The organism is Piscinibacter sp. (genome assembly GCF_047600445.1).
Lineage (GTDB): Bacteria > Pseudomonadota > Gammaproteobacteria > Burkholderiales > Burkholderiaceae_C > Piscinibacter.
Window position 1 is genome coordinate 702,586 of sequence record NZ_JASGKT010000001.1, and the last position, 13,446, is coordinate 716,031.

Here is a 13,446-nt window from a genome sequence, read left to right on the forward strand (position 1 = left end):
CGGCAGCGGGCCCGTCGAAGAAGACTCTCTGGCATCGCGTCGTTTTCATGCCCCTGAACCAGCCCGCCGTCGGCGCCGCCCCCGCAACATCCGGCCCGCCCGCCGCGTCGTGGCGGCTGCTGCGCGCCTTGCTGCGCCTGTCCCTCGGGCTGCTGCTGGCGGTCGCCAGCTTATTCCTGACGCTCTGGTTGACTGTGTACTGGGGGATTCTGCCCCGAATCGAGCAATGGCGCCCCGAGCTGGAAGCGCAGGCCAGCCGCGCGCTCGGCGTGCCGGTGCGCATCGGCGCGATCCGCGCCGAGAGCAGCGGCTGGGTGCCGGGCTTCGAGCTGCGCGACGTGAGCCTGCTCGACGCCCGGCAGCGCCCGGCCTTGCAGCTTCCGCGCGTGGTGGCGACGCTCTCGCCGCGCTCGCTGGCGGCGCTGGAGCCGCGCTTCGACCAGTTGCTGATCGAAGGCCCGCAGCTCGAGATCCGCCGCGACGCGAGCGGACGCGTGTCGGTCGCGGGGCTGGACGTCGGCGCGGGCGAGGCCGGCGACGGCGCCTTGCGGGACTGGCTGTTCCGCCAGCACGAGGTGATCATCCGCGACGGCAGCCTGTACTGGACCGACGAGCAGCGCGACGCGCCCACGCTCGCGCTGACCAACGTGCAGTTCGCGCTGCGCAACGGCCTGCTGCACCACGAGCTGCGCCTGGACGCCACGCCCGACGACCCCTGGGGCGATCGCTTCAGCCTGCGCGGGCGCTTCACGCAGCCGCTGCTGGCCAAGCCCGGCGAGGTCGAGCGCTGGAGCGGCAACGCCTTCGTCGACCTGCCGCGCGCCGACGTGAAGGAGCTGCGCCGCTACGTCGCGCTGCCCTTCGAGCTGAACGAGGGCGACGGCGCGCTGCGCGCCTGGATCGAGATCGAGCGCGGACGGCTGAAGAGCGGCACCGTCGACGTCGCGCTGCGCGCCGTCGCGATGCGCCTGGCGGGCAACGTCGAGCCGCTGGTGGTCGAGCAGGTGCAGGGGCGGCTGGCGGCGCGCCGCGACGAGCAGGGCGTGTCGGTGGCGCTGAAGGACTTCGGCTTCGTCACCGGCGACGGCGTGCGCTGGCCGCGCGGCGACCTGTCGCTGGCCTGGAAGCAGCGCGAGGGCGGCGAGATCAGCGGCGGCGAGATCGCCGCGCAGCGCCTCGACCTGGCGGCGATGGCGCAGATCGCCGGGCGGCTGCCGCTGGGCGACACGCTGCGCCGGCTGCTGGCCGAGCTGAAGCCGCAGGGCGTGGTCACCGGGCTGGCGGCGAGCTGGGCCGGCCCGCTGGACGCGCCCGCCAGGTACCAGGCCAAGGCGCTGCTCAGCGGGCTGGCGCTGGCCGCCAAGGCGGCGGAACAGCCCGGCGCCGTCGGGCGCCCGGGGCTGCGCAACGCGACGCTGCAGGTCAGCGCCAGCGAAACCGGCGGCCAGGCCAAGCTCGACATCGCCGACGGGGCGATGGAATTCCCCGGCGTGTTCGAGGCGCCGGTGGTCGACTTCACCAGCCTGTCGGCGCAGCTCGGCTGGAGCGTCACGCCGCGCGCCGGCGGCGCGCCGCCGCAGGTGAGCGTGACGGTCAAGGACGGCCGCTTCGCCAACGCCGATGCGCAGGGCGAGCTGGCCGCGAACTGGTCCACCGGGCCGGGCGAGGGCTTCGGGCGCGGCGGCCGGCTGCCCGGCCTGTTCGAGCTGAACGGCCGCATCGCGCGCGGCAACGCGGTGCAGGTGCCGCGCTACCTGCCGCTGCACCTGGCCGAGACGCGCGGCTACCTGTCCCGCGCGATCCGCGCCGGCAGCGTGCTCGACGCGAGCTTCCGCGTGAAGGGCGACCTGTTCGACTTCCCCTACGTCGCCGCGCGCAGCGCCAAGGACGGCGAATTCCGCATCGCCGGGCGCGTCGAGGGCGCCAGCTTCGACTACGTGCCCAGCGAGCCGGCGCACGACGGCAAGCCGGCCTGGACCTCGCCCTGGCCGGGTTTCACGCAGATGGCCGGTTCGCTGGTGATCGACCGCGCCACGCTGGAGATCCGCGACGCGCGCGCGCGGCTCGGCGGCGTCGCGATCGGCCAGGTCAACGGCGGCCTGCGCAGCCTCGCCGACAAGCCGGTGCTGGCGCTGGACGGCGTCGCGCGCGGGCCGCTGGCCGACATGCTGCGCTTCGTCCACGCCACGCCCATCGGGCAGTGGACCGGCGGCGCGCTGGCCAAGGCGAGCGGCAGCGGCGACGCCGAGCTGAAGCTCGCGCTGGCGCTGCCGCTGGCCGAGCTGCGGGCGAGCAGCGTCAACGGCAGCCTCGCGCTGGCCGGCAACGACCTGCGCATCACGCCCGACACGCCGCTGCTGGCCGGCGCGAAGGGGCGCGTCGCCTTCACCGAAAAAGGCGTGACCGTCAGCGGCGCGAGCGCGCGGCTGTTCGGCGGCGAGGCGAGCTTCGAGGGCGCGACCCAGCCCGACGGCTCGCTGCGCTTCAGCGGCCAGGGCACGGCCAGCGCCGACGGCCTGCGCCGCGCCGCCGAGCTGGGCCCGCTGGCGCGGCTGGCCGGGCATTTCAGCGGCCAGGCCGCCTACCGCGCCAGCCTCGGTTTCGTGCACGGGCACTCCGAGCTGACGGTCACCAGCAGCCTGGTCGGCCTGGCCTCCGACCTGCCGGCGCCGCTGCGCAAGGCCGCCGAGACGCCGCTGCCGCTGCGCTACCAGACCACGCTGGCGGTCGCGGCCCCTGGGGAGGCCGCGGCGAACGACACGCTGCGTTTCGAACTGGGCGGCGTGGTGCAGGCGCAGTACCAGCGCGAGTTGACCGCCGACGGCGCGCGCGTGCTCAGCGGCGGCATCGGCATCAACGAGGCGGCGCCGCAGCCGGCCAGCGGCGTGCGCGCCAACGCCACGCTCGCCGCGCTGCCGCTGGACGCCTGGGAGGACGTGCTGGCGCGGCTGAACGGCGACGCGAAGGACGGCGACGGCGGTGGCGACGCGGCCGGCTACCTGCCGACGCAGATCGCGCTGCGCGCGCAGACGCTGGACACCTCGGCGCGCCAGTTCAACCGCGTGGTGATAGGCGCCTCGCAGGAAGACGGGCGCTGGCGCGCCAACGTCGAGGCCGAGCAGTTCGCCGGCTACGTCGAATACCGTCCGGCGCGCGCCGGCACGGCCAACGCGGCCGGGCGCATCCACGCGCGGCTGGCGCGCCTGTCGCTGCCGAAGAACGACGTGGCGCAGGTCGAGACGCTGCTCGACCAGCAGCAGCCGTCCAGCGTGCCCTCGCTGGACATCGTCGTCGACGACTTCGAGCTGCGCGGCAAGAAGCTCGGCCGCCTGGAGGTCGACGCCGTCAACCGCGTCGCCGGCGAGGGCCGCGCGGCGGTGCGCGAATGGCGCCTGAACCGCTTCGCGCTGGTGATGCCGGAGGCGCAGCTCGTCGGCAGCGGCCAGTGGGCCGAGGTCGGCGGCACCTTCATGACCGCGCCGGGCGCGGCCGCCACGGCGCGCCGCCGCGCCGTGCTCGACTTCAAGCTCGACGTGGCCGATTCCGGCGCGCTGCTCGAGCGCCTGGGCAGCGGCAAGACGGTGCGCGGCGGCAAGGGCCACCTGAGCGGGCAGGTGTCGTGGCTGGGCTCGCCGCTGTCGCTGGACTACCCGACGCTGGCCGGCAACGTCGCGGTGGCGATCGAGTCGGGCCAGTTCCTCAAGGCTGAGCCGGGCGCGGCGCGGCTGCTCTCGGTGCTCAGCCTGCAATCGCTGCCGCGCCGGCTCGTGCTCGACTTCCGCGACGTGTTCCAGGAAGGCTTCGCCTTCGACGCGCTGACCGGCGACCTGAAGATCGCGCAGGGCGTGGCCAGCACCAACAACCTGCGCATGCGTGGCGTGCAGGCGGCGGTGCTGATGGAAGGCCGGGCCGACATCGCGCGCGAGACGCAGGACCTGCGCGTGATCGTCGTGCCCGAGATCAACGCCGGCACCGCCTCGCTGGCCTATGCGGCGATCAACCCGGCGATCGGGCTGGGCACTTTTCTCGCGCAGGTGTTCCTGCGCCGGCCGCTGACCGAGGCGGGCACGCGCGAGTTCCACGTCAGCGGCTCGTGGGAAGACCCGAAGGTCGAGCGTGTCGAGCGCAAGCCCGACGCGCCGGCGCCCGAGATCGACCTGCCGCCGCCGCCGGCCGCGTCGGCGGCCTCGGCGCCGCGCGGCAACTTGCAGTAGGCTGGCTGCCATGAAGACCCGGATCGCCGCCGTGCAGATGGTTTCGGGCACCTCGCTCGATGCGAACCTCGACGCCGCCAGGCGCCTGATCGCGCAGGCCGCGGACCAGGGCGCGCGGCTCGTCGCGCTGCCCGAGTACTTCTGCTTCATGGGCCGAGCCGACGCCGACAAGCTGGCGATCGCCGAGCGCCCCGGCGACGGCCCGATCCAGGCCATGCTCGCCGAGGCGGCGGCGCGCCACGGCGTGTGGCTGGTGGGCGGCACGCTGCCCTTGCGGTGCGGCGACCCGCGGCGCGTGCTCAACACCTGCTGCGTGTACGCGCCCGACGGCGCCCTCGCGGCGCGCTACGACAAGATCCACCTGTTCCGCTTCGAACGCGAGGCCGGCGGCGTGCGCGAGAGCTACGACGAGGGCCGCGCGATCCTGGCCGGCAGCGACGCGGTGGCCTTCGACGCCGCCGGCCTGCGCGTCGGCCTGAGCGTCTGCTACGACCTGCGCTTCCCGGAGCTGTACCGCGCGCTGACGCGCGCGCGGCCCTGCGACCTGATCTGCGTGCCCGCCGCCTTCACCCACACCACCGGCCAGGCGCACTGGGAGCTGCTGCTGCGTGCGCGGGCGGTCGAGAACCAGTGCTGCGTGATCGCGCCGGCGCAGGGCGGCCGGCACGAGAACGGCCGCCGCACCTGGGGCCACAGCATGATCGTCGACCCCTGGGGCGAGGTGCTGGCCTTGCGGCCCGAAGGCGAGGGCGTCGTGCTGGCCGAGCTGGACGCGGCGCGCATCGCCGAGGTGCGCGCGCAACTGCCGGCGCTGGCGCACCGCCGCCTCTGACGGGTCAATCGGGGTCGATTTCCGCGTACTGCCGCGCCAGGTCGGGCGGCATCGGCGAATCGAGCAGCAGCGAGCTCAGGCGCAGCGCGTCGGCGGCCGTCGGGTCCATCAGGCGCCGTCCCGGCGCGGCCTGCTTGGCCGCGGCCACCCAGGTGCGCACCACCTGCGGCCGCTGCATCCACGACATCATCTGCAGGCCGTTGAGCGCGTGCACCAGCGCGTCGACGTCGGGGCGCTGCCAGGGCGGCGTCTCGGCCGGCTGGAGCCAGCGCGACATCACCACCCGGTACCAGGCCTGGCCCTGCGCGGGGTCGGCGCTGGGCACCATGCGCGCCAGGTGGGCGGTGAAATGCGCCACGTTCAGCACCTCGGCGATGTTCAGGCGCGAGACGTCGGGGTCGGACGAGGGCTGGGCGTGCAGGTCGGGGTGTTCGCCGAACTGGCGCCGCATCGCCAGCCACAGCAGGCGGTCGATCGGCTGCCCCGGCGGGCCGAGCACGCGCCGCGCCGAGCGCAGCAGCGCCTGGCGCTCGGCCAGCGGCGAGGCGCCCATGCGCGCCAGCAGCAGCTCGAACCAGGGCAGCCGGGTCGAGGGCCCCAGCTTCGCCAGGTCGGCGCGGATCGCCTCGGCCTCGGCCAGCGTCGCCGTCTCCTCGCGCCAGACGCGCAGCCGGCCGGGCAGCGCTGGCGACAGCAGCAGCGCCAGCAGCGCGGCCTTCATGCCGCCGATGCCGCGCACGCGGTCCAGGCGCGCCATGGCCTCCAGCTCCGCGTCGGCCAGCGGCGGGCCGAACAGCGCGGGGGTCACTTTGCCGGTCATGACGCGCGTCTGGAGCATCTGCGGGGCGGTCGACGAACCCTAGAGTGTGCCCGCCTTTCGGAAGCCGAAGACGGCGGCGATGACCCAGGTCGGGAACTGCGACACGGCATGGTTGTACAACTCGGCCGTTTCGTTGAAGCGGCGCCGCGCGAAGGCCAGCGCCGTGTCGGCTTCCGCCAGCGCCGCGTCCGGGCCCTCGCCGTCCGGGCCCAGCGCGGCGCGCGAATGCGCCAGGATGTCTTCGGCCAGGCGCAGGCTGGTCACCGCGCCGGCGCGTGCCGGGTGGGCGCGCGCGTGGCCGCAGGCCGTCTCGGCCTGGCGCGCGGCGGCGTGCAGCGCGGCCAGCGCCTGCGCGTCGGCCGGCTGCGCTTGCGCGGCCAGGCCCTCGGCCCAGCGCATCAGCGCCGCCTGGCGCGCCTGGAACTGCGCGTCGACGGCCGGGAAGGCGCGCAGCAGATCGTTGCGCAGCCTGACCAGCCGGTTGTAGGCGCCGACCGCCCAGAACACCAGCACCGCGGCGGCGACGATGGCCGGCAGCGTGGTGTCAGCCATTCACCCAGGCGTTGTAGCCGGCGCGGCGCAGGTCGCAGGCCGGGCACAGGCCGCAGCCGTAGCCCCACTCGTGGCGGCGCGAGCGGTCGCCCATGTAGCAGGTGTGGGTGTGTTCGGCCACCAGGTCGATGAAGGCCTCGCCGCCGAGGCGCTCGGTGAGCGCCCAGGTCTGCGCCTTGTCGTACCACATCAGCGGCGTCTCGACCGTCATCGGCGCGTCCAGGCCGAGGCTGAGCGCCACCTGCAGCGCCTTGAGCGTGTTGTCGCGGCAGTCGGGGTAGCCGGAGAAATCGGTCTCGCACATGCCGCCCACCAGCACGTTCAGCCCGCGCCGGTAGGCCACCGTGGCGGCGAAGGTCAGGAACAGCAGGTTGCGGCCGGGCACGAAGGTGTTGGGCAGGCCGCTCTCGCTCATCTCGATCTCGCGCTGCTGCGTCAGCGCGGTGTCGGAGATCTGGCCGAGCAGCGAGAGGTCGAGCCGGTGATCCTCGCCCAGGCGCCGGCCCCACTTCGGGAATTGCGCGCGCAGCGCCTCGATCACCTTGAGCCGGCACGCCAGCTCGACCTCGTGGCGCTGGCCGTAGTCGAAGCCGATGGTCTCGACGGCGCGGAAGCGGTTCAGCGCCCAGGCCAGGCAGACGGTGGAGTCCTGCCCGCCGGAGAACAGCACGAGGGCGCGGCGCTCGTCCTTCATGGCGCCGTCACTCCCGGATCTCGCCCTGGCCCAGCACCACCCACTTCACCGAGGTCAGGCCCTCCAGGCCGACCGGGCCGCGCGCGTGCAGCTTGTCGGTGCTGATGCCGATCTCGGCGCCCAGGCCGTACTCGAAGCCGTCGGCGAAGCGCGTGCTGGCGTTGACCATCACGCTGGCCGAATCGACCTCGCGCAGGAAGCGCATCGCGTTCGTGTGGCTGTCGGTGAGGATGGCGTCGGTGTGGTGCGAGCCGTGGCGGTTGACGTGCGCGATCGCCTCGTCGAGCGAGGCCACCACCTTCACGCTGATGATGGGCGCGAGGTACTCCTCGCTCCAGTCGCCTTCGCTGGCGTCGGCGAGCTTCGCGCCGGCCACGCCGGCCAGCAAGGCGCGCGCCTTGGGCTCGCAGCGCATCTCCACGCCCTTGGCCGCGAACACGGCGCCGATGCGCGGCAGGAAGGCCGGCGCGATGGCCGCGTGCACCAGCAGCGATTCGGCGGCATTGCAGGGGCTGTACTTCTGCGTCTTGGCGTTGTCGGTGACCTTCACCGCCAGTTCCAGGTCCGCGCTGGCGTCGACGTAGACATGGCAGTTGCCGTCCAGGTGCTTGATGACCGGCACGCGCGCCTCGCGCGAGATGCGCTCGATCAGGCTCTTGCCGCCGCGCGGGATGATCACGTCCACCGCCTCGGGCGAGGCGATCAGGTGGCCGACGGCGGCGCGGTCGGTGGTCTGCACCAGCTGCACCGCGTCGGGCGGCAGGCCGGCTTCGGACAGCGCCGCCTGCACGCAGCGCCACAGCGCGAGGTTGGAATGGATGGCCTCCGAGCCGCCGCGCAGGATGCAGGCGTTGCCGCTCTTGATGGCCAGCGAGGCCGCCTCGATGGTCACGTTCGGCCGGCTCTCGTAGATCATGCCGAACACGCCCAGCGGCACGCGCATCTGGCCGACGGCGATGCCGCTCGGGCGCTGGCGCACGTTCGTGATCTCGCCGATCGGGTCGGGCATCGCGGCGATCTGCTCGCAGCCCTCGGCGACGGTGGCGATCACCTTCTCGCTGAGCTCGAGGCGGTCGACCATCGGCTCGCTCAGGCCGGCGCTGCGCGCGGCGGCGAGGTCGTGGTGGTTGGCCTTCTGCAACTCGGCCGTGCCGTCGCGCAGGCGCCGCGCCAGCGCCAGCAGGGCCGCGTTCTTCGCGGCGGTGGGCGCGCGCGCCATGCCGGTGGCGGCGGCGCGCGCGGCCACGCCCATGTGCGCGATGGTGGCTTGCAGGTCGGCGGAAGTCATGCGCCGGATTATCCCGGAACGCCTATCCCAGCCACGCCAGCACGGCCAGCCAGATCGAGGCCGTTGCCACGAAAGCCAGCGTCGAGAACACGATCGCCGCCGTCGCCTCGGCCTCCAGCGCGGCGTAGCGCTGCGAGAAGATCAGCGCGTTGCTGCCCACCGGCAGCGCGGCCATCATCACCACCACCGCCAGCGGCAGGCCGCTCAGGCCGAAGCCCCAGCGCGCCGCGGCCAGCACCAGCGCGGGCAGCACCAGCAGCTTCAGCACGCCGATCAGCACCGCGCCGCGCGCCGCGCCCTTGACGCCGTAGTAGGCCAGCGACATGCCGATCAGCACCAGGCACAGCGGCACCACCGCCTGCGCCAGCGTGGCGAGGATCTCGACGGCGATGGCCGGCAGCGGCAGCGCGGCGAGGTTCCAGGCCAGGCCCGCCAGCACCGGCAGCACCACCGGGTGGATGATGGTGTTGCGCACCGTGCGGCCGAGCGTGGCGAGCAGGTGCGCGTTGGAGTGGCCGAGCGTGCGGCGCTCGCGCGCCAGGTCGAGCTCGACCAGCGCGGTGAGCACGGTCAGCAGCGTCAGCGCATGCAGGCTGACCAGCGCGACGTGGATCGCGAGGCCCGCCTCGCCGAACAGCGCCGCGGCGAACGGAATGCCGACCTGCACCGAGTTGCCGAAGGTGGCCGAGATCGCGCGCACGCTCGGCGCCGCGACGGGCAGGCCGCGCTCGCGGTGGGTGCGGCGCTCCCAGGCGTAGACGAGCAGCAGCAGCGCCAGCACCGGCACGAAGAAGGCGATCACCGTGCCCCAGGGCATCGCGGCCAGGTCCAGGCGCGCGGTGGTGCGGAACAGCAGCGCCGGCACGAAGATGTAGTAGGCCGCGTTGGCGAGCACGCGGGCCGGGTCGCTGGTTTCGTCGTTCGGGCCCAGCCAGCGCGCCTTGCCCACCACCCAGCCGAGCGCCACCACGACGAAGATCGCGGCGAGCTTGAGGAAGACCGATGCGGACATCGCGGCTCCGCCCGGCGCGGCTCAGCGCCGGCCGAACATCATCTGCCGCGCGATCACCGATTTCAGCCCGGGCACGGCCTGCAAGGCCGCCAGGCCGAGCCCGCGCGCCGCGCCGGCGCCCGGCAGCACCCAGGTGAAGCTGCGCGCGAGGAAGTCGGTGGTGGCGATCATCGCCCAGCGGTCCGGCGCGCGCTGCCATTCGAGGCGGCGCAGCGCGGCGTCGAGGTCGCCGCCGCGGCGCAGCCCGTTCACGAGCTCGGCGGCGTCGCGCAGGCCGAGGTTCAGGCCCTGGCCGGCGACGGGGTGCAGCGTCTGCGCCGCGTTGCCGATGCGCACCGTGCGGCCGTCGACCAGCGTGCGCTCGGCGTTCAGCCCGAGCGCGAAGCGCTTGAGCGGCGTGATGGCGGCCAGCGGTGTCACCGCGGCGGGGAAGAGGGTGTTCAGCACCGCGAGGCGCTGCGCGTCGTCGAGCCCGGCCACCGGGTCGCCGCCGTCGCTTTCATCGCCTTCGTCGGTCCGCACGCACCACACCAGCGAGGCGCGCCCGTCCGCCAGCGGCAGCAGCGCCGCCGGGCCGTGGCGCGTGAAGCGCTCGTAGGCCACGCCGCGCGCCGCGCCGGGCGCCAGCTCGACCGTGCCGACCCAGGCGCACTGGCGGTAGTCGCGCCGGATCGCCTTGCGCGCCTGCTCGGCGAACACGCCGCCTTCGGCCACCACCGCGAGGTCGAAGCGCTCGGCGATGCCGGCGTCGACTTCCACGCCGCCGGCCACCGGCTTGATCGCGCCCACCGGCGTGCCGAAGCGCGTGTGCAGCCGCTGCGGCTGCGCCGCCTCGGCGGCCAGCCAGGCCTGCTGCAGTGCCGCGACGATGCGGCCGTAGCTCAGCACCGCGCCGAGCATCGGCACCGCCTCGTCGTGCGCGGCGATGCGAACCTCGGGCTCGCCGAACAGCGCGGCGAACAGTGGCGGCGCCGAGGGCGGCTGCTGCGAGACGTTCACCTCCAGGATGGGCTGCATGCCCTCGGCGGGCCAGGCGCCCAGGCGCTGCAGCCACTGCACGCTGCCCAGCGACAGCGCCAGCGTGCGCGGATCGGCGCTCACGTCGCGTTCGGGCGGGCGCGCGTCGAACACGCTGATGTCGGCCTCGGGCAGGCGCCGCGCGGCGTCGAGCGCGAGTGCCAGGCCGACCGGGCCGGCGCCGACGATGGCCAGGCGCAGGCCGGGGGTGGCGATCGGTGTCGAGGACATCACGCGATTCTGCCCCCGCGGCGCGGGGCTGGCCCTATGATCCGCTCGCCCCGGCGCCCGCGCGCCGGCGTTCATCGTCGACTCGACCTGGGAGGCCTCATGGCGCTGATGGATTTCGTCAAGAAACAGTTCATCGACATCATCGAATGGACGGAGGCGGGCGACGGCACGCTCGCCTGGCGCTTCCCGATGGCCGACCGCGAGATCCAGAACGGCGCCTCGCTGACGGTGCGCGAATCGCAGATGGCGGTGTTCGTCAACGAGGGCCAGGTGGCCGACGTGTTCGGCCCCGGCATGTACAAGCTGACGACGCAGACGCTGCCGGTGCTCACCTACCTGAAGAACTGGGACAAGCTGTTCCAGAGCCCGTTCAAGAGCGACGTGTATTTCTTCAGTACGCGCCAGCAGGTCGACCAGCGCTGGGGCACGACGCAGCCGGTGACGATCCGCGACAAGGACTTCGGCGCGGTGCGGCTGCGCGGCTTCGGCAACTACGCCTACCGCATCGCCGACCCGAAGCTGTTCCACACCGAGATCTCCGGCACGCGCGAGCGCTACACCGTGGCCGAGCTCGACGGCCAGTTGCGCGCGCTGATGCTGCAGCACATCTCGGACGCGGTGGCCAGCAGCGGCATCGCCTTTCTGGACCTCGCCGCCAACCAGGTCGAGTTCGCCAGCCAGCTCCAGCAGGCCACCGCGCCGGCCTTCGAGAAGCTCGGCCTCCGGCTCGAGGCGGTGACGGTGCAGAACGTCTCGCTGCCCGAGGAGCTGCAGAAGATCCTCGACCAGAAGATCGGCATGGGCATGGTCGGCAACGACATGGGCAAGTTCATGCAGTACCAGACGGCGCAGTCGCTGCCCGAGTTCGCCAAGGGCGCGGGCGGCGGCGGGGTGGTCGGCGACGCGATGGGCCTGGGCGCCGGCGTGGCGCTCGGCCAGGTGATGGCGCAGCAGCTCGGCCAGGGCCTGCAAGGCGCCGGCGCGGCGGCGCAGGCCACGCCGGCGGCCGTGGGCGTGAAGCCCGACGAGGTGATGGCCACCATCGAGAAGCTCGCCGAACTGAAGGGCAAGGGCATCCTGAGCGCCGAGGAGTTCGAGGCCAAGAAGACCGAGCTGCTGAAGAAGCTGGTCTAGCAACGCCGGTCCAGCGCGTCCTTGGCCACCGAAGACAGTCCGCAGCGCGGCTACCGGGCCGCCTGCCCGAACTGCGGCGCGCCGGTCGAGTTCCGCTCGGCCGCGTCGGCCTTCGCCGTCTGCGGCTTCTGCCGCTCGACCCTGGTGCGCGACGGCGAGGCGCTGCGCCGCATTGGCCAGAGCGCCGAGTTGTTCGACGACCACTCGCCGCTGCAGCTCGGCGCGGCCGGCCGCTACCAGGGCGCGCCCTTCGTGCTGGTCGGGCGGCTGCAATACCGCTACGCCGAAGGCACCTGGAACGAATGGCGCGCGCTGTTCGACAGCGGCCCCGACGGCCAGAAGTCGGGCTGGCTGAGCGAGGACAACGGCCGCTACGTCTTCGCCTTCGACGCGCCGCTGCCCGGGGCCGCGCCGGCCAGCGAGTCGCTGCGCCCCGGCCAGCCGGTGAGCGTGGCCGGCCAGGCCTGGACGGTGGCCTCGGTGGTGGTGGCCCGGCTGGTCGCCGCGCAGGGCGAGCTGCCGGCCCGGCCGAACCTGGAGCGCGGCTTCGTCGTCGCCGACCTGCGCAACACCCGCGACGAGGTCGGCACGCTGGACTACGCCGAGCCGGCCGCGCCGACGTGGTCGGTGGGCCGCCCGGTGGCGATCGGCGAGCTGGCGATGACCGGCCTGGCCGAATCGAGCGAGAAGACGCTGGGCGCGCGCGGCGCCGAGTGCCCGAGCTGCGGCGCGGCGCTGGAGGTGAAGCTCGCCACCACGCAGAGCATCGTCTGCCACCAGTGCCGCCACGTGGTCGACGTGTCGCAAGGCCTCGGCGGCGACCTTCAGCACTACGCGCAGGCCAAGGGCAGCGAGCCGCGCATTCCGCTGGGCAGCGTCGGCACCTTCGCGTTCGCCTTCCGGCCGGGCGAGAAGAAGGCCCTGCCGTGGCAGGTGGTGGGCTACGCCGAGCGCTGCGAGGTCGATACCGGCGAGGACGACCAGGCGTTCTGGCGCGAGTACCTGCTGTACCACCGCACCGAGGGTTTCGCCTTCCTCGTCGACGCCGAAGACGGCTGGAGCTGGACCGCGCCGATCACCGGCGTGCCCGAGCGCGCCGGCGAGGGCGTCAGGCACCAGGGCGTGGTCTACCGCAAGCTGTACGACTACACCGGCATGGTCACCTACGTGCTCGGCGAGTTCTACTGGAAGCTCGAGCGCGACGCGCGCACCTACAACACCGACTACGTCGGCACCGGCGCGTTCGGCGCGCGGCGCCTCAACCGCGAGCGCACCGGCGGCGGCGACGCGCAGGAGATCACCTGGTCGGCCGGCGAGACGCTGAGCGCCGACGCGGTGGTGCAGGCCTTCAAGCTCGCGCCGGCGCAGGGCGCGGCGCTGGCGCGCGACGCGCTGCCGGCCTCGGGCAACGCCGCCTCGCTGCTGGCCAAGGTGTTCTTCTGGGGCTTCGTGGTGGTGCTGCTGCTGATGATGTTCCGCTGCGACGGCGGCGAGCGCAGCGAGTGCGACTCGCTGCGCTCCACCTACGGCGAGGCCTCGGTGGAGTACCAGAATTGCCTGCGCAGCGCGCGCAGCGGCGGCGGGCGCGTCGGCGGCGGATCCTTCGGCGGCTGGTCCAGCGGCGGCGGCCACAAGTGAATCGACATTGAACG

At 73.7% G+C, this 13,446-nt stretch carries 10 protein-coding genes; 4 read left to right on the forward strand and 6 right to left on the reverse strand.

The window, feature by feature from the left end:
• Positions 1–47: 47 nt before the first annotated feature.
• On the forward strand, positions 48–4,214 hold the full coding sequence (locus QM792_RS03290) for a YhdP family protein (protein ID WP_415147754.1): 4,167 nt from the start codon (positions 48–50) through the stop codon (positions 4,212–4,214).
• Between the two features lie 10 nt (positions 4,215–4,224).
• Positions 4,225–5,046, forward strand: a complete 822-nt coding sequence (locus tag QM792_RS03295) for a carbon-nitrogen hydrolase family protein (protein ID WP_415147755.1) — start codon at positions 4,225–4,227, stop codon at positions 5,044–5,046.
• Between the two features lie 4 nt (positions 5,047–5,050).
• Here the strand turns inward: QM792_RS03295 and QM792_RS03300 are convergent, their stop codons facing one another.
• The 6 genes from QM792_RS03300 to QM792_RS03325 are packed head-to-tail and all read right to left on the reverse strand — an operon-like array spanning position 5,051 to position 10,660.
• A complete protein-coding gene (locus QM792_RS03300; protein WP_415147756.1) occupies positions 5,051–5,866 on the reverse strand; it encodes a hypothetical protein in 816 nt (271 codons plus the stop codon).
• A gap of 39 nt (positions 5,867–5,905) precedes the next feature.
• Positions 5,906–6,418 (reverse strand): LemA family protein, encoded by a 513-nt coding sequence (locus QM792_RS03305; RefSeq protein WP_415147757.1) that lies wholly within the window; start codon positions 6,416–6,418, stop codon positions 5,906–5,908.
• Positions 6,411–7,112, reverse strand: a complete 702-nt coding sequence (queC, locus tag QM792_RS03310) for a 7-cyano-7-deazaguanine synthase QueC (protein ID WP_415147758.1) — start codon at positions 7,110–7,112, stop codon at positions 6,411–6,413. Before queC ends, QM792_RS03305 begins: the two co-directional genes overlap by 8 nt.
• A gap of 7 nt (positions 7,113–7,119) precedes the next feature.
• Positions 7,120–8,400 carry a glutamate-5-semialdehyde dehydrogenase gene (locus QM792_RS03315; protein WP_415147759.1) on the reverse strand — a complete coding sequence of 427 codons (1,281 nt, stop codon included), beginning with the start codon at positions 8,398–8,400 and terminating at the stop codon, positions 7,120–7,122.
• A 22-nt stretch (positions 8,401–8,422) separates the two neighbouring features.
• Entirely contained in the window at positions 8,423–9,412 is a 990-nt protein-coding gene (locus tag QM792_RS03320) for an AEC family transporter (RefSeq protein WP_415147760.1), read from the reverse strand.
• A gap of 21 nt (positions 9,413–9,433) precedes the next feature.
• The gene (locus QM792_RS03325; RefSeq protein WP_415147761.1) at positions 9,434–10,660 is read right to left on the reverse strand and encodes an FAD-dependent monooxygenase; all 1,227 of its coding nucleotides are present in this window, start codon (positions 10,658–10,660) and stop codon (positions 9,434–9,436) included.
• A gap of 99 nt (positions 10,661–10,759) precedes the next feature.
• On the opposite strand from QM792_RS03325, the gene QM792_RS03330 reads away from it, so the two are divergent.
• A complete protein-coding gene (locus QM792_RS03330) occupies positions 10,760–11,794 on the forward strand; it encodes an SPFH domain-containing protein (RefSeq protein ID WP_415147762.1) in 1,035 nt (344 codons plus the stop codon).
• 21 nt (positions 11,795–11,815) lie between these two features.
• Positions 11,816–13,432 (forward strand): DUF4178 domain-containing protein, encoded by a 1,617-nt coding sequence (locus QM792_RS03335; protein WP_415147763.1) that lies wholly within the window; start codon positions 11,816–11,818, stop codon positions 13,430–13,432.
• The last annotated feature ends 14 nt before the right edge of the window (positions 13,433–13,446 follow it).